The organism is Streptococcus sp. 596553, assembly GCF_900411395.1.
Taxonomy (GTDB): domain Bacteria; phylum Bacillota; class Bacilli; order Lactobacillales; family Streptococcaceae; genus Streptococcus; species Streptococcus mitis_BA.
Genome location: NZ_OXCQ01000001.1, coordinates 347,751 through 365,637, shown reverse-complemented (window position 1 = coordinate 365,637; position 17,887 = coordinate 347,751). Strand labels below are relative to the sequence as shown.

At 40.3% G+C, this 17,887-nt stretch carries 17 protein-coding genes and 1 other annotated feature; all 17 genes read right to left on the bottom strand.

Going from position 1 to position 17,887, the window contains the following annotated elements; translation table 11 throughout:
• Positions 1–12: 12 nt before the first annotated feature.
• Entirely contained in the window at positions 13–1,290 is a 1,278-nt protein-coding gene (gene spxR, locus DSY56_RS01830) for a CBS-HotDog domain-containing transcription factor SpxR (RefSeq protein WP_112443665.1), read from the bottom strand.
• Entirely contained in the window at positions 1,283–1,834 is a 552-nt protein-coding gene (locus DSY56_RS01825) for a GNAT family N-acetyltransferase (RefSeq protein ID WP_112443664.1), read from the bottom strand. Before DSY56_RS01825 ends, spxR begins: the two co-directional genes overlap by 8 nt.
• A gap of 15 nt (positions 1,835–1,849) precedes the next feature.
• Positions 1,850–3,109: a UDP-N-acetylglucosamine 1-carboxyvinyltransferase gene (locus DSY56_RS01820; RefSeq protein ID WP_061088064.1), complete on the bottom strand. Its 1,260-nt coding sequence runs from the start codon at positions 3,107–3,109 to the stop codon at positions 1,850–1,852.
• Between the two features lie 1,075 nt (positions 3,110–4,184).
• Complete coding sequence (locus DSY56_RS01815) at positions 4,185–4,343, bottom strand: hypothetical protein (RefSeq protein WP_007284777.1); 159 nt, start codon at positions 4,341–4,343, stop codon at positions 4,185–4,187.
• Between the two features lie 9 nt (positions 4,344–4,352).
• The gene (obgE, locus tag DSY56_RS01810) at positions 4,353–5,663 is read right to left on the bottom strand and encodes a GTPase ObgE (protein ID WP_112443663.1); all 1,311 of its coding nucleotides are present in this window, start codon (positions 5,661–5,663) and stop codon (positions 4,353–4,355) included.
• A gap of 63 nt (positions 5,664–5,726) precedes the next feature.
• Positions 5,727–5,861, bottom strand: a complete 135-nt coding sequence (locus DSY56_RS01805) for a DUF4044 domain-containing protein (protein WP_112443662.1) — start codon at positions 5,859–5,861, stop codon at positions 5,727–5,729.
• A 58-nt stretch (positions 5,862–5,919) separates the two neighbouring features.
• A complete protein-coding gene (locus DSY56_RS01800) occupies positions 5,920–6,096 on the bottom strand; it encodes a PspC domain-containing protein (protein ID WP_025169691.1) in 177 nt (58 codons plus the stop codon).
• Positions 6,097–6,125: 29 nt separating this feature from the next.
• Complete coding sequence (locus tag DSY56_RS01795; protein ID WP_112443661.1) at positions 6,126–7,451, bottom strand: glycosyltransferase family 4 protein; 1,326 nt, start codon at positions 7,449–7,451, stop codon at positions 6,126–6,128.
• Positions 7,452–7,466: 15 nt separating this feature from the next.
• Entirely contained in the window at positions 7,467–8,510 is a 1,044-nt protein-coding gene (gene cpoA, locus DSY56_RS01790) for an alpha-galactosylglucosyldiacylglycerol synthase (RefSeq protein WP_164226980.1), read from the bottom strand.
• A gap of 115 nt (positions 8,511–8,625) precedes the next feature.
• Complete coding sequence (locus tag DSY56_RS01785; RefSeq protein ID WP_000331929.1) at positions 8,626–8,955, bottom strand: metal-sulfur cluster assembly factor; 330 nt, start codon at positions 8,953–8,955, stop codon at positions 8,626–8,628.
• Positions 8,956–8,968: 13 nt separating this feature from the next.
• Positions 8,969–10,078 carry an RNA polymerase sigma factor RpoD gene (gene rpoD, locus DSY56_RS01780; RefSeq protein ID WP_000201906.1) on the bottom strand — a complete coding sequence of 370 codons (1,110 nt, stop codon included), beginning with the start codon at positions 10,076–10,078 and terminating at the stop codon, positions 8,969–8,971.
• A 2-nt stretch (positions 10,079–10,080) separates the two neighbouring features.
• Complete coding sequence (dnaG, locus tag DSY56_RS01775; protein WP_112443660.1) at positions 10,081–11,841, bottom strand: DNA primase; 1,761 nt, start codon at positions 11,839–11,841, stop codon at positions 10,081–10,083.
• Between the two features lie 89 nt (positions 11,842–11,930).
• On the bottom strand, positions 11,931–12,689 hold the full coding sequence (locus DSY56_RS01770; RefSeq protein WP_112443659.1) for an ABC transporter ATP-binding protein: 759 nt from the start codon (positions 12,687–12,689) through the stop codon (positions 11,931–11,933).
• Entirely contained in the window at positions 12,686–13,552 is an 867-nt protein-coding gene (locus DSY56_RS01765; RefSeq protein WP_112443658.1) for an ABC transporter permease, read from the bottom strand. The genes DSY56_RS01770 and DSY56_RS01765 overlap by 4 nt, the downstream gene beginning before the upstream one ends.
• A 68-nt stretch (positions 13,553–13,620) precedes the next feature.
• On the bottom strand, positions 13,621–14,616 hold the full coding sequence (gene trpX, locus DSY56_RS01760) for a tryptophan ABC transporter substrate-binding protein (RefSeq protein WP_050115404.1): 996 nt from the start codon (positions 14,614–14,616) through the stop codon (positions 13,621–13,623).
• Between the two features lie 63 nt (positions 14,617–14,679).
• Positions 14,680–14,805 carry a hypothetical protein gene (locus DSY56_RS12555; protein ID WP_265339861.1) on the bottom strand — a complete coding sequence of 42 codons (126 nt, stop codon included), beginning with the start codon at positions 14,803–14,805 and terminating at the stop codon, positions 14,680–14,682.
• 76 nt (positions 14,806–14,881) lie between these two features.
• Positions 14,882–15,099, bottom strand: a binding site (T-box leader).
• Positions 15,100–15,168: 69 nt separating this feature from the next.
• On the bottom strand, positions 15,169–17,865 hold the full coding sequence (ppc, locus tag DSY56_RS01755) for a phosphoenolpyruvate carboxylase (protein ID WP_112443657.1): 2,697 nt from the start codon (positions 17,863–17,865) through the stop codon (positions 15,169–15,171).
• Positions 17,866–17,887 lie beyond the last annotated feature (22 nt).

The following is a 17,887-nucleotide window of genomic DNA, read 5'->3' as shown; positions in this document are numbered from 1 at the left end:
TTCTCCTAGTTTCTAATTAATTTTAACGGTTACATTTGCTTTTGAAACAATCTGGTGACCATGATAAATATCGTAGTCAATAATAGCTGATCGTCTCGTATGATGAATAATCCGTGCTTGAATGCGCAGTATATCATCTATCTGAACAGCCTGCAAAAAGTAGATCAGCATTTGCTCGATAATGAGATTGCGGCCACTATTCACAACCAAATCTTGGGTCATGTGAGTCAGTATCTCCGCCAATACACCGTTAGCTAAAACACCGTTTTTCTCAAGCATAAAGGGTTCCACTGTAATCACTACTTCATCATGGTGATAAGAAAGTTTTTGTCCAATCTGCTCAGAAAAAGTCGGTAGAGCCGAAACTTGGGAACGGCTCATCTTCTCCATGACATCTCGTCGTGTCACAACTCCAAGCAAGGTTTGATTATTCCGAACAACTGGTACCATTTCAAAGTCTTCAGCAATCATCCGTTGACTAACATTGGCAATATTTGTCGATAATCCAACTAAAAATAGACTACGCGACATAACCTTGTCAATTGTGGTACTTGGTGACTTATCGCCCGCATCTCTCATAGTTACAACTCCAACGACAACCTGATGTTGGTTAATAACTGGAAAACGACTGCTTCGATTCTTACGAACTAAGTCCAAATAATCTTTAACAGTGTCTGTCTCTCTCAGAAAACCATACTCATGACTTGGATGATAAAGCTTCTCAACAGTTAAAATATCCGTTTTGATTTGGACATTTGACAAGGCTTTATTGATCATGGTCGCGACAGTGAAAGTATCATGCTTGCTTCTCAGAACAGGAATCCCTTTTTGATTGGCCAGTTTAAGTACATCATCATGAACCTGAAATCCACCTGTAACCAGAACGGCATTTTCATTTTCAAGTGCTAACAGTTGGATACGGGTACGGTCTCCGACAATCAAGAGTCCCCCATCATGAAGGTAAGACAAGATATTTTGTTCGGTCATAGCACCGATTGAAAACTTACTAAATTCTCTCTCTAAACCTTCTTGCCCAGCCAGAACCTCAGAAGAGGTCACTTCAGCAATTTCAGCAAAAGTTAATCTTTCGATAGCAACTTTCTGGGATTTGACGCGGATTGTTCCACTTCTAGGACGGGTCTCCACAATTCCACGGTTTTCAGCTTCTTTAATGGCCCGATAGGCAGTTCCATCACTGACTCCCAGATGGTTGGAAATACTACGAACACTGACCCTTTTACCTACTGGTAATTCTTCCAAATAGCTTAGAATTTCCTGATGCTTACTCATTGAATTCTCCTTTTACATACCGAAATTCAAGATAATCCCGCATTTTTCTTGTGTAGCGATCACTTCCTTTAAACTGACGAAACAAACGGAATCCAGACTTAAGAGCAACCCGTTGGCTAGCTTCATTTTCAAGGTGGGTAATGATGGATAATTGTTTTAAGCCAACTTCTTCAAAAGAAAGTTGACAAATTTTTCTAACAACCTCTGTCATAAATCCTTGCGACCAAGCATCTTTTCTCAAAAAATAGCCAAGTTCAGCTTCTTTTTTAATTTCATCTAACTTTTCAAACTTAACAGAACCAATCATTTTTTCAGTTTTCTTGTCACAAATAGCCCATACCCCCAAAGGGGACTTCATAAAGTAATTAGCCAACGCATATTGGCTCTCTTCCAGACTTGCTTGAGTCGGGAAAATAAATTGAAGATTTTCTGGATTCGAAGCTATCTCATGGAAGTCCTGACTATCACTAAAAAAGAAAGGACGCAAATACAAGCGATCCGTTTCAAAAAAAGAAAACATTGCTAATTTGGTCCAAATATTCATAAACACCTCTACGGTTTAATCCTCAACAAGTGTAATATCCGCTCCTAGATTACGTAATTTTTCGATAATATCAGAATAACCACGTAAGATAAACTCGATATTGGTAATTTCAGTTTGTCCCTCGGCCATCAAACCAGCAATGACTAAAGCTGCACCAGCTCTCAGGTCAGTTGCTTTAACACTGGCTCCACGTAAATCACGACCACCTGTGTACAAAATATGACCATTTGTTGTCGAAATATCCGCATCCATCTTTGCTAGTTCAAAAACATGATTTACACGCTTTTCGTAAATCGTATCAACAATTGTACCACGACCATTCGCTCTTAGTAAAAGTGGGGTAATCGGTTGTTGCAAATCAGTTGCAAAGCCTGGGTAAGGAGCTGTCTTAATATTGATTGCTTTCAAATTAGACTGCTCTTCGACAAAAATGCTGTCTTCAGATACAGTCATTCTCACTCCCATTTCTTCCAGCTTAGCAATAAATCCTTCCAGGTGTTCGTAAAGAACATTATTGATACGAATTCCTTTACCAACTGCAGCAGCTAAGGAAATATATGTTCCAGCTTCAATGCGGTCTGGAATCACCTGATGACGGGTTCCATGTAATCTTTCGACACCATCAATAATGATGATATTGGTTCCTGCCCCACGGATATGGGCACCCATATTATTCAAGAGGGTAGCTACATCAATAATCTCAGGCTCACGGGCTGCATTTTCAATAATAGTACGACCATTCGCTTTAACCGCAGCAATCATCGTATTGATCGTTGCCCCTACACTAACCGTATCCATGTAAATACTTGCACCATGAAGTCCTGTATCTTTAGCAGATAACTTCATGTTATCTCCCTCGTAGCTAACAGTGGCACCCATAGCTTCAAACGCCTTAAGGTGTAAGTCAATCGGACGAGGACCAAGATCACATCCTCCCGGTAGACCAACTGTCGCTTCACCAAAACGACCCAAGAGGCTCCCATAAAAATAGTAAGATGCACGAAGACTGTTGATTTTCCCATAAGGCATTGGAATATTTTGAACACCTCTTGGATCAATCTCCAAGACATCGTCATAACGCTTAACAGTAGCTCCCATCAATTCCATGATTTCGACAAGACTTGCTACATCCGAAATATCTGGAACGCAATCCAAAGTCACCACATCATCAGCCAAGATAATAGCTGGAATTAAGGCTACAACACTATTTTTAGCACCACTAATAGTGATTTCACCTTGTAGTGGTAATCCACCATTGATAACAATTTTTCTCATTCTAAGTTTTCAATACTCTTTCAAGATTTCTAATAAGGTCTTTAAAATAAATTATATCATAAATGCAACCTTTTTTCCATCCTTTTCAATTTTATTGGATAAATCAGAGTTGATGATTTAGTCACTGATACTCAATGAAAATCAAAGAGCAAACTAGGAAGCTAGCCGCAGGCTGCTCAAAACACTGTTTTGAGGTTGTAGATAAGACTGACGAAGTCAGTCACATATATACGGCAAGGCGATATTGACGTGATTTGAAGAGATTTTCGAAGAGTATAATCTTTCTCGAATCGCTATTGCCCCTTTTTTGCCCCCTGAAATCGAGTAGGAGCTAAGACTAACCCCCTTATCTAAGTATCGGAATACGGCTGTTCAACTAAACTTTAGAAAGAACTTCTCCCCCTTCTCTCAGTTCACAGAAGCGTTTTATACATAGCGTCCTATATTTCATGAACAAGACGTTTTCAGGCTAGCATCCTATCAGACAATCTATTTTAAAGATAACCGTGACTCAGGATCACCTCTATCTGTCGTTTTCTCTTTATAGTGATAGACCTCACGGGATAAGTCATACATCTTTCCTCGTGTATACAAGATATGAGGACGTTAAAAGGTTACAGTGAAAATAGAAAATCTTAGTCCGAATTCAATTACTCTCGTGCTTTATGTATATAGGTTACGACTACCTTTTTGGACTTTAGAGTTTTGAGCCCCCTTATCCACTATATACGCCTTACTATCACGTTCCTGTTCGTAGAGCCACGATTTCGCTATCCCTTCCCCTGACGATTCTTATTTCCAGCATCAGACTTAAAACGATCTATCCCCAGACCGTTTTAATCCGCTACCTCACGATAGTCAGGCTTGGGAATCGCTATTTGACTCGCCGAGAATTTTGACATCAGATATACTATAACAAAGTGAAATAAGAATCAAACAATTTAATTTTGAAATTCAAATCAATTGATAACAATATTTTAGAAGATATGCTGTGCTATTCCAGATTCAGTTTGCTATACATCCCGTCGTACCACAAAATCCCGTATCTGATGAGGCACGGGATTTTTTAGCTTCTTTACTGAGATGGATTGTCTTTTTTAGTTCGTGCCAATCTCAGAGCACGATTTGGATTGAGACGATTAAACAGTTCTTCCAATTTCTTTTCATTCCAAACGTCTGCAGCGGAAACAAAATTACCATCCGCATCTCGGAAAGATATCGGTTTATCTCCCATATCAGTCTCCTAGTCTACAAATTCAAACTCAAATTTACCAATGCGAACCAAGTCCCCATCCTTAGCACCACGCGCACGAAGGGCTTCATCAACCCCCATACCACGAAGCTGGCGGGCAAATTTCATGACTGATTCGTCACGATCAAAGTTGGTCATATTAAAGAGTTTCATGAGTTTTTCACCAGAAAGTACCCATGTCGCATCGTCATCACGGCTAATTTCAAAGGCTTTCTCTTCCTCGTCAAATCCATAGTAAGCTTCTTCTTCCATATCTGACTCGTCGTAGAGCAAGAATTCTGGTGTCTTGTCTAACAATTCAGCTGTCGCATCCAAGAGCGTTGCCAAACCTTGCTTGGTCAATCCAGAAATCGGGAAGATAGCTGGTAACTCTTCAAATTCATCGTAGTTTTCAGCCAATTTCTTCTTGAATTCTTCAAAATTTTCCTGACTCTCAGGCATATCCATCTTATTGGCTACGATAATCTGTGGACGCTCCATGAGACGAAGATTGTATGACTCCAGCTCTTTATTGATCGCTAGGTAGTCCTCATAAGGATCACGGCCTTCGCTAGCTGACATATCAATGATATGGAGGATGACACGTGTACGCTCAATGTGGCGGAGGAACTGGGTTCCCAAACCAACACCTTGACTAGCCCCTTCAATCAAACCTGGCAGATCGGCTACTGCAAAGGATTCACCTGATTGGGTACGAACCATTCCTAGATTTGGCACAATAGTTGTAAAATGGTAGGCACCAATTTTAGGTTTAGCAGATGTGATAACACTTAAAAGTGTTGATTTCCCAACAGATGGGAATCCTACTAAACCGACATCTGCCAAGATTTTTAGTTCCAATTGTAACTCACGTTCCTGACCTGGTTCTCCATTTTCAGAGATTTCCGGTGCAGGATTTTTTGGTGTTGCGAAACGAATATTTCCACGTCCACCACGACCACCGTGAGCAACGATAAATTCTTGACCATGTTCAATCAAATCTGTCAAAACCTTGCCAGTCTCTGCATCACGAACAGTCGTACCTTGTGGTACTCGAACTCTAAGATCCTCAGCACCACGACCATGCATCCCTTTGGTCATCCCTTTTTCCCCAGAATCAGCCTTGAAATGGCGATTGTAGCGGAAATCCATCAAGGTCCGTAGTCCTTCGTCTACAACGAAGACCACATTTCCTCCACGACCACCATCACCACCCCAAGGACCACCATTAGGGACATATTTTTCACGGCGAAAGGCAACCATGCCATCACCACCATTACCAGCCTTGACCTTGATCTTGGCTGTATCTAAAAACATACTCATTTTTTCTTCTCACTTTAAAAAAGGGCTGGGAAATCCCAGTCACTAAATTTTCTTGAATCTATTTCATAGATTACTGAGGGCACCAATTGCAGTTGCAAAAATTCCCAAAATACTTGCTACTAGCATGATAATCACGATAAACAAGGTTATTTTCTCAAACATAGTTTTTTTACGATTTCCATTATCTCCAAATGCCATTTTTCTCTCCTTCGTTACATTCTATTTTCTATTATCTTAGCATGAATTGAGCTAGTTTTCAATAGTCACTTGCTACTGGTGCGATAATCCATAAAATGATATAAGCTACAATTCCCGCTCCGTAACCAAAAGCAAGAACACCCCATATTACGCGAACAATAGTAGGATCCATATCAAAATAATGGGCTACCCCAGCACAAACACCCGCAATCTTTTTATCACGCCCACTTCTCATTAATTGTTTTTTCATAGCTGTTCCTCTTTCTATTCTTCACTGTCTTTCCAATAATCTCTGATGCTGATTAACTGTGTTTTTGAAGCCCTCAGCATGCGTCTAGAGCCTTTTACGGGTACAGCAACCACCTGTTGCGGTAGATACAAAACTGTTTTAAAAATACGCTGACTGACCGTGTCATCTTTTGCTAAATCTTTCTGGAAGTTATTTGAAATAATGGCATCCAGATAAAACTCATGCACTCGTTTCCCAAAGTTCTCAGCTGAAATCTCGTACAACTTCTCTGATAAGGTATGCTCATTCATGTCTGGTGTTGCAATCAGGGCCTCCAGAATAGCTCCAGCCAAATCATGTTCACCGTAATATAAGGTTCCAAACATTTTATCACTGATAAGATTGTCCAGATAAGGATTTCCATGAGCAATGACAGGCGTCCCACTAGCTAAGCTTTCCAAGTAGGTCAAACCTTGCGTTTCACTCGTCGATGCCGAGATGAAGAAATCCGCCGCCTTGTAATAAAGAGCTGTCTCACTAGGAGCAATCATTCCTGTAAAGATGACGGAGTCTTGAATCTCTAGTTTCTGGGCTTGCTCTTTGAGGTCATCCAGATAAGGACCATCCCCAGCTACCACCAGTTTAACCTTGTCTTCTTCTTTCAGAACTTCTGCAAAGGCTGCTAATACTGCTTGAATATTTTTTTCATAGGAAATTCTGGAAAGGCTAAGCAACATCTTTTCATTATCTTGAATCCCTAATTTACTACGCAGTTCTGTCAAATTTTCCTGCTTGATTTCTGGACGCTCAAACTTGGCTAATTCAATCCCAGTAGGAATAACACGTTTTTCAACCTTGACTTTATAGTCAGATAGCAAGTCTCGGACAATCTCACTCGGGCAAATCACCCCATCCACATCGTGCAGGAAACCTCTGACCAGATACTTGACCATACTAGGACGAATCAACATCCCCTTGGCAATATAATGCACATAGTCTTCGTACTGGGTGTGATAGGTATGGATGACTGGAATCTTCAATTCACGCGCAATCCAAATCCCCAACAAGCCAAGAGAAAATTCTGTCTGAGTATGGATAATATCCAGCTGATACTGTTTAGCAATTTCCAGTGCCTTGCTGAATCCTCGATAGGCAAAGCGGCGATCTTTAAAAGCAAAGAAGGGAACACTTGGAATGCGGATAATTTGCCAATCTTCATAACGATTGACATCCTTATCTGTCGTCGTAAAGATAAAAACAGCATGCCCCTGCTTTTCAAGTTCTATTTTCAAGGTTCGAATACTGGTCGCAACACCTGAAACCTGAGGAAAATAGGTATCTGTAAATAAACCAATTCGCATAGATTACCTCACTTTTTACTTTCTCCCTAAAGCGGCTTGTTTCTCATAAAAGTCCAACCAGATTTGTAACAGATGCTCTTCAGAATACTCTCTAGAAATATTCTTAGCCTTTTCTTTCAAATCTTTTAAAGCATCAGGATTTGCTTGATATTCCAGAATAGCTTCTTTCATCTCTTCTCTATCTGCTGTTGCCCGATAATTTCCCTCCAAAATCACCTTATAGAGATCTAAATCACGCAACATAATAGGAGCCTCACAACTGGCAGCCTCTAAAATCGTCATAGGAAAGAGCTCATTGTAACTAGGCAACAAGAAAAGGTCCGCTAGGGCATACAATTCGCGCATCCGCTCTGGCGATACAATACCTGGAAAAATCAAATTTTTAGGGGGATTTTCCATCATTTTCTTGTAGCGTTCATAACCATCTGTTATGCCCCCAAAAGAGAAACCACCCGCCCAGATAAAGGTAATCTGAGGTAATTCCTCAGCCAGACGGATAAAGTCATCAATCCCTTTACGTTTCTGAACTTGCCCAGCACCTACTACGATAAACTGATTGTCACTAAGACCTAGCTCTGTTCGCAGTCTCACTACCTCTTCTGGTGGAAGGGGATGCCATTTTTCCTTGTTTACAAAGTTAGGAATATAGGTCACTTTTTCACGTGGAATACCAGCTGCCACCAAATCCTCAATAAACATCGGATTGACCACCACCAAGTGCTCCATCCGATTGTAAAAAGAAAATACATAGCGTTTCACAATTTCCTTTAAGAAAAATGGAATCTTCAAACTCCCCTCAAGTGTATCAGGCAAGAAATGCACATAGCCAATTTTCCTTCCTGAGCGTTTCTTTTGGAATGTTGATAAATAATAGGGGAAATCAATTGTATGAAAGTGAGTCACATCTGCCTCTATTGGAAGATTTTCTGTAACAATCAATTGGTCCTTGGCATCACGGTGAAGAAGACGAACTAATTCACGGTAGGCACCTGAAACTCCTTGTCCTGCCACTTTCTCACTTGAACTCAACATATTGATGCGTAATTTCTTTTTTTCCATAACTACTATTATATCATTTTCTTTGAATAAAATCAGCAAAAGAAAGGAGAGACTAAAGGAAAAGAAGGGGAAATTTCCTCACTTTTCCAACGGTCTCTCACATGCTTTTATATGTTTACTTAATGCCTAGGGCAATGCGTGCATAGCGACTCATTTTTTCAACGGTCCAGGCTGGATACCAGACTAATTTAACCTCAGTATCCGTTACTTCTGGAACCTCTGTCATGGCATCATAAATCTGATCCGTCAAAAGGTCTGCCAAGGGACAACCCATAGTTGTCAACGTCATATCAATCTCTGTTTGCCCTGTGTCGCCGTCAAAACGAATCTCATAAATCAAACCAAGATTGACAATATCGATTCCCAACTCAGGGTCGATGACTTCTTCCAAGGCTGTTAAAATTCGTGTTTTGATGTTTTCAATTTGCTCTTCTGTATAAGCCATATTTTCCTCACTCTTAGTCTTCAATAAAATCACGAAGCGGTTTGCTGCGACTTGGTTGGCGTAGTTTTCTCAAAGCCTTTGCTTCAATCTGACGGATACGCTCGCGAGTCACGTTAAAGACTTTACCCACATCTTCAAGGGTACGCATTTTTCCATCATCTAGCCCGAAACGGAGACGTAGAACATTTTCTTCACGGTCTGTAAGAGTATCCAAGACCTCATCCAACTGCTCACGCAAGACGATACGAGTTGTATAATCCACTGGATTTTCAATCACTTCATCTTCGATAAAGTCCCCAAGGTGGCTATCATCCTCTTCACCGATTGGAGTTTCAAGAGATACTGGTTCTTGGGCAATCTTCAAGATTTCACGAACCTTATCAGGTGTCATATCCATACGTTCAGCAATCTGTTCTGGTGTTGGATCTTGACCTAATTCTTGAAGGAGGTTCCGCTGTTCACGAACCAATTTATTGATGGTTTCAACCATGTGAACTGGGATACGGATGGTACGAGCTTGATCCGCAATAGCACGAGTGATAGCCTGACGAATCCACCAAGTTGCGTAAGTTGAGAACTTGAACCCTTTAGAATAGTCAAACTTGTCAACCGCCTTCATCAAGCCCATATTTCCTTCTTGAATCAAGTCAAGGAACTGCATACCACGACCGACATAGCGTTTGGCGATGGAAACAACCAAACGAAGGTTGGCTTCCGCAAGACGTTGTTTGGCTTCGATATCACCAGCTTCAACAGCCAGTGCCAATTCTTTTTCCTCTTCATTGGTCAAGAGAGGAACGACTCCGATTTCTTTCAAGTACATACGGACAGGGTCATTAACCTTAGCAGAAGTTGACCCAATCAAGTCCTCATCGCTGAGTTCTGGTTCTTCTTCATTGCTAAGAACACGCGCACTCGGATTTCCTTCGTTATCTGTGATCGAAATTCCTGCATCCTGAATCCGTTGCAAGAGATCTTCAATCCCATCAGCGTCCAAGGTAAAAGGAACGACAAGACTAGCATTGATTTCATCATCTGTTGCTGTCCCTTTTTGCTTATGATTACGGATAAATTCTGCTACTTGTACGTCAAATGTTGTTACTTCTTTTTGTTTTGTTGCCATTATTACTCCATTCTTCTCTTTTGGGAAATTAAACGTTCCAATTCTTCTAGGGCTGTATCTGTATCTCCTACATGGCTAGCTTCCTGCACCTTCTTTTTGATTCTCATATTGTCCTGATTCAAGAGAGCCTTGTTTCGAGTCAACTCTACTTCACTAAGTTCCTGCGGTGACATCTCAACAGGCAAATCCTGAGCTAAGACTTGGTACCAAGCTCTTTCAACTTCCTCTGTCTGTTCTGCTAAAACTTCTGGAGGAAGATTGCCATACTGGCCAAGCAAGTCATATAAGACCTGAAATTCAGGTGTGTCAAATGCAAAGTCTTCTCGCAAACGGTAATCGTTCAAAACAAGAGGAAATTCCATCATCCGATAAAGTAGATGGGCTTCTGCCCTCATAATAGCCGATAACTGCTTGGTGACAGGCATGGTGATTGGCGTCGGTCTGGAAATCCCTTCCATGCGATTCTGCCTTTGCGCCTGGCGGCTTTCATTAACAATCTGCTCAATCTGAGCATAATCAAAGGACGCCAGACTGTCAGCTAAAATATGAATATAGCTGTTTTGAGCAGTAATAGACTTTTCTCGAACAATCAAGGGAGCTATTTTTTCAATAAACTCAATCTGAGCCTGCAGATTTTCACTATTTTCAGGCTTGTACTGGTGAATGTAGAACTCAATCGGACTAATACGAGTTTTCGTTAATAGATAGGCCAAGTCTTCCGGACCATTTTTTTGTAGATACTCATCTGGATCCAAGTTATCAGGCATGCTGACGATTTGCACAGGCATATCACCAATTTCATCCAGTGCTTTCAATGTCGCAGCTTGCCCAGCCTTATCGCCATCGTAAACAAGAACCAACTTCTTGGTTAACCTTTTCAGATGCTCAACATGCTCACGACTTAAGGCCGTTCCCATAGACGCTACAGCATTTTCGATTCCAGCCCGATAGGCTGCAATGACATCCATGAATCCTTCCATGAGGTAAATCTCACTGGCTTTTCCAGAAGATTTTTTAGCCCTATCCATATGATATAATTCGTAACTTTTGTTAAAAATTGCAGTCGATCGGCTATTTTTATACTTAGAAGTTTGTGAATCCGTTTTCTGCCAGATACGACCTGAGAAGGCAATGACCTTTCCCTGATCATTTGTCAGGGGAAACATGATCCGATTGTGAAAGGTATCTACAAATTGATTAGCATCCGAGAGATAAAACAGTCCTGAATCTAGAAAATCCTCATCACGATACTGACCAGACAAACGTTGATAGAGATAGTTTCGTTCTGGAGGTGCTAAACCAATCCGAAAATGTTTGAGGACTTCATCTGTCAAACCACGCTGATAGAGGTAGTTTCTGGCCTCTTCCCCCATGGTCGTTGTCATGAGAATAGCATGGTAAAATTTGGCTGCATCTTCATGCATATCATAAAGAGCTTGGTGGGGTGAAGCTGGCTTCTGCTCACTATAAAGCGGTTTTTCCACCTCAATCCCAACACGCTGACCTAAAATCTGCACAGCCTCCATAAAGGGAACCCCTTGGTACTCCTCGATGAACTTAAAGACATCACCTGAGCGGCCACAACCAAAACAGTGGTAAAACTGCTTGTCCTCTACAACGTTGAAAGAAGGTGTTTTTTCACCATGAAAAGGACAGAGCCCTAGATAGTTCCGTCCTGCCTTTTGTAAAGAAATCACATCTCCTATGACTTCCACAATGTTGGCATTGTTTTTGATTTCTTCAATGACTTGTTTGTCAACCATACACAATACCTCCATGTTATCATAGTTTACTTTATATAGTATACTTTATTTCAGAAAAAAAGTAAACCATTTCACTCATTTTCCCTACTTTATTCAAAGAGCTGATAATAATCAGAGATTTTCATTTTTGCTTTTTCTTCTTGGTTCAAATCTTGGATAATTCGTCCTTCTTTCATGACAATTAAGCGATTACCATATTTGAGAGCATCTTCCATATGATGGGTAATCATAAGGGCTGTCAGCTGGTCTTTCTTGACAAATTCATCCGTCAATTCCATGAGTGCGACACTGGTCTTTGGATCAAGAGCTGCAGTATGCTCGTCTAACAAGAGCAATTCAGGACGCTTCAAGGTTGCCATCAAGAGACTCAAGGCTTGTCTTTGACCACCTGATAAGAACTCAATCGGTGTATTCAAGTGTTTCTCAAGACCGTTTCCCACTTTTTCAATAGTTGCCTGAAACTCATCCTTATAGCTAGTCAAGCGTCGTGGAAATAGTCCACGCTTTTTACCACGAAACTTGGCAATCAGGAGATTTTCAGCGACTGTCATACGAGGAGCTGTTCCCATCTTGGGATCTTGGAAGACTCGAGACAGATACTTAGCCCGCTTCTCTGGTGAAAACTTGGTAACATCTTCACCTAAAATACGGATGGTTCCACTGGTTAGTGATAAGGTTCCTGCAATAGTGTTAAAGAGGGTTGATTTCCCAGCACCATTTCCACCTAAAATCGTGATGAAATCCTGTTCAAAAATTTCTAAGGAAACATCATTTAAAATAATCTTTTCTTCATCAAAGCCATTTTTAACGACTTTGGTTGCATTTTTTAATTCTACAATGGCTGTCATTTGCTTAACTTGGCTCCTTTCAAGATTGTTTGCTTAAATGTTGGAATCATGAGACAGACTGCTAAAATCACTGCACTATATAGACGAAGGTAACTTGTATTAAAGCCAAATGCGATAACTGCCCACACTAAGAATTGATAGGCGATAGAACCGACAACAATGGTAACCAAACGCTCTGCCAAGCTCAAGCTCTTAAAGATAACTTCTCCAATAATCAAACTTGCAAGCCCCACAACGATAACCCCGATTCCTCGAGACACATCAGCATAGCCTTCTTGCTGGGCAATGAGGGCACCTGCAAGGGCGATCACACCATTTGATAAGACCAAGCCCATGAGCTCCATGCGTCCAGTATGAATCCCGAAACTTCTAGCCATATCAGGATTGTCACCTGTAGCAATATAGGCTTGTCCGAGTTTGGTATCCAAGAAAAAGAGCATGAGAGCAATAACAAGACTGACAAAGATAAGACCTGTCAAGAGTTGATTCAAATCTGAATCAAAAGGCAAGGCATCCTGGATTTGCTTGGTTCCAAGCAGGCCTAAATTCGCACGTCCCATAATCAAGAGCATGATTGAGTGACAAGAAGTCATCACCAAAATCCCTGAGAGCAAGGTTGGAATCTTCCCTTTTGTATAAAGAAGTCCTGCTACCATTCCAGCCAAACAACCTGCTCCTACAGCAAGTAGTGTCGCTAAAAAAGGGTTCACGCCTTTGGTTATCAGAGTGACAGCAACAGCTCCGCCAAGAGGGAAGGAACCTTCTGTCGTCATATCTGGAAAGTTTAAAATCCTAAATGTCATAAAGATTCCCAGACCTAGAATAGCCCAGACAAATCCTTGAGAAATAATGGAAACAATCATATTTTATTTAATCCTTTCTATATTCATCTTTTTAAAAAATGGGAAGAGTCTCCTCCTCCCTACCTTATTTATTCGATGACTTGTCCTGCTTCTTTGAGAACAGACTCAGGAATCGTAATACCTAGTTCTTGTGCTATTTTTTTATTGATGACTGACTTACCAGTTGAAAAGACATTGACTGGGGTATCGGCTGGTTTTGCACCTTTCAAGACTTGCGCAATCATTTTACCAGTTGCCACACCAAGGTCATGTTGGTCAACTACAACTGATGCCAAACCACCTACTTCTACCATAGCTGTCGCACTTGGATAAATTGGTTTCTTAGAACTTTGATTGCTAGAGACAACCGTTGGAAATCCTGATGCAATGGTGTTATCAATTGGAACCCAAATAGCATCGACCTTGCTAGTCATAACAGTGACAGTTGAGGCAATTTCATTTGTTGAAGGAACTGCAAATGTTTCCACTGTCAAACCTGCTTTTTCAGCATAAGCCTTAAATTCTTCGACCTGTGTTTTTGAATTGTCTTCGCTACTTGAGTAAAGAGCTCCGATTGTTTTCACATTTGGTGTTAGAGCCTTGATGAGTTCAACTTGTTGTTGAGCTGGATTGTGGTCAGATACCCCTGTAATGTTGCCACCTGGTTTTTTCAAATCTTTAACCAAGTTAGCACCGATTGGGTCAGTAATAGCGGCCATGATGACCGGTAGGTCTTTTGTGGCACTAGCCAGTCCTTGAGCTGCTGGTGTTGCAATACCAACCACAAGGTCATTGCCATTTGCAACCAATTGTTTACTCATTGTCGCAACCTTACTTTGGTCACCTTCTGAGTTCATAAAATCGATTTTAACTTGATCATCTTTATATCCTTCTTCTGCAAGTCCATCTTGGATCCCTTTATAAATCAAATCAAGAGATGGATGGCTCACAAACTGAAGAACACCAACTTTGGCAACTTTCTTCTCATTCTTAGCTTCTGGTTTATTCATTGAAGAGTAAATCAAGCTTCCTGCTACTAAGACTGCTAATGCAGCAATAATTCCAATTAAACGTTTATTTTTCATTCTATTTCTCCTTTTTATTTCCTTTAAAATACTTCACTTATCTAATACTCTTCGAAAATCTCTTCAAACCACGTCAGCGTCGCCTTGCCGTAGGTATATGATACTGACTCTGTCAGTTCTATCCACAACCTCAAAACAGTGTTTTGAGCAGCTTGCGGCTAGCTTCCTAGTTTGTACTTTGATTTTCATTGAGTATAAACAAGCGACGCCATCGTTTTCTTTCCATACTAACCTCCACCAAAAAAGTCCTCACACAAAAAACTTGTGTGAGGACGTCGATGCGCGGTACCACCTCAATTATAGGGAATTTCCCTATCGCTCTGTCTCGCAATAACGAGATGCACTGTAAGGTGTGCTCACCGAATTTTTATGATTTCAAATTCTAAATAACATTCAGCCCAATTTTCATCATCATCACTTATCTGTTTTCAGCTACCACAGACTCTCTTGAAAGTTTGTACGATTACTTTTCTGAATGGTTAAATTATATCATTTTTAAACTACTTGTCAATAGTCTATTAGAATTTTTTTGATATTCACTCTTGAAAATTATCAACCTGAATTACGCAATCCTGTCGCAATTCCGTTGATGGTGATATGAATCAATCGTTCTTGATCACTTGACAATTCTCCACGACGTTGGCGTTTAATCAACTCTAACTGAATATAGTTGAGAATATTAAAGTAAGGCATACGGTAATCCAGACTAGCTTTTAGATATGGATTGTCAGCTAAGAGTTCGTCATGTCCTTCAATAGCCAAGATAACGTTCTTAGTAATTTGCCATTCATTTAAAATAGTCTCATAGATGGCCTTAACTTGCTCATCTTCACAAAGTTTAGCATATTCAAAAGCAATATTCATATTTGATTTTGACAAAACCATATCAACATTTGAAAGAAGCGATTGGAAGAAAGGCCAATTTTGGTACATATCTCGTAAGATAGCAATATTCTCTGGATTTTTATCGATAAATTCCTTGAAGCTTGAACCAACCCCGTACCATCCAGGGAACATAACACGACTCTGTGACCATGAGAATACCCAAGGGATGGCACGCAAACCACCGATTTCAGTAATCGTCTTACGAGCGGCTGGACGAGAACCAATATTAAAACTTGAAATAGCCTTGATTGGACTTGACTCAAAGAAATAATCATAGAAATGCTCATTACCAAAGACCAAATCACGGTAGATATCGTAACTACGGTCCACTACTTGATCCATAATAGCTTCATAACGATTTGAGGTATTGGTATCGCTCTTCTTCTGAGTAATCATACGGTTAATGGCTGCCGATACTAGCATTTCAAGGTTATAGTAGGCAGCATCTTTGTTACCGTATTTATTACCAATTACTTCACCCTGCTCCGTCAAGCGGATACGATCCTTGATAGACTTGAGCGGTTGAGATGTGATAGCTTCATAGGTTGGTCCACCACCACGACCGACAGTACCACCACGACCATGGAAGAAGGTAACCTTAACGCCAAATTCATCTCCAATAGCAGTCAATTGTTGTTGAGCCTTGTAGAGGGTCCAACATGATGACAAGTAACCGCCATCTTTATTACTGTCAGAGTAGCCAAGCATGATTTCTTGGTAGTTGTTGCGTGAGGCAATCCATTTTTTGGCAAGGCTAAGAGAAAGATATTGTCTCATTGTTTCCTCTGAATGATCCAAGTCTTCAATTGTTTCAAAAAGGGGAACAATCTGAACACGCGCCCTTTCCGTATCCACCAGTCCTACTTCTTTTAATAGAATAGCTAATTCTAGCATATCAGAAAGGCTGGTTGCATGTGAAATGATGGTCTGACGGATGACATCATCTCCCAACTTATCTTTCAAAACACGAGCCGTCTTAAAAATAGCTAGTTCTTTTGCTAATAATTCTGATTTTTCTGCGTGAGTCGCAGAAAGAATTCGGGGATCTTCTTCTAATTCTTTCAAGAGAAGGTCACACTTTTCTTCTTCGCTCAACTCGCTATAGCGAGAATGAATTCCTGCTGATTTCAAGAGTTCTGCCACACAGGCTTCATAGACGCTAGAGTCTTGTCGCATATCAATTGATGCTAGGTAAAAACCAAATATCTCTACTGCCTGCAATAATTCCACAAAATCACCTGAAATCAAGGACTCTCCCTTATTTTCTAGTAGAGAATCTCGAATGGCAATCAAATCCTTGTAAAAATCATTGGCTGTTTCATAACGAGGCCCAACTTCCTTATCCTCAATCAGATAGGTTTTAGTTGCCTGAATTTTTGATTGAATATCAAACAAGGCACGACGGTAAAGCTCTTTTTCGCGGTAAATCGAATTATCCTTAGACTGACGAGCCATTTCTCTGACTTGCTTACTTACATTGACAATACTAGTTGAAAGAGAAAATTCACGATAAAGTTGGTAAATCTTTTCATCGTAGTAGTTCATGATGACTTCACACTGAGTGAGTGCAGACTGCTTCAAGGTCTCTGCTGTAACAAATGGATTTCCATCACGGTCACCACCTATCCACATACCCATGGTGATTGGTTTAGCCTGTTTTAAATTCAGACCATGGGCTTGCGCTAAGCGCTTATACTCCGTCGTCAAGTGAGGTACAGCTTTCAAAAAGGAGCTGTTGTAATATTCCATAGCATTCGTGATTTCGTTAGTCACTTTTAATTTTTTCTCACGAATCATGTCTGTCTGCATGATGATTTCGATGTAACGACGCAAATCATTGTGCCATTTTTCTTTATTGATCAACCCCAACTTAACATCACGGTATTTACGTAAAAGACTATGAATATGATTTGTTAAATCCAACATACTTTTGCGTTGCACTTGTGTTGGATGGGCTGTCAAAACAGGGACAACATTCAAGTGTTCAAGAATTTCAACGGCATTTTCTTTTTCAGCAACCATTTTGATCGTTGTTGATAATTTACCTAAATAGTCCTGATCAATATTATTTTGATGATTGATTTCATAAGCTAAATCCACATCCTCTGAAATATTAATCAAAAGAGGTAAGATTGAAAAATAGCGTGAAATATAGACCATTTCATCATTTGATAAGCTAGTCACTAGACGGTTTAGACCTTGATAATCTTCCTGCGTTGATAATTCTTTCAACTGCATGATTTTTTCAAAGGTCTCTGGGGCAAGCATATTTTTAGTAATATCTTCCAGCAATTCTGTTAGAATCAAGACTTCTTCTTGCACAACACTTTTATTACTATAATTTTCTAATTTTTGAAGAGACATAGACTATCCTTTCTTTATTCTA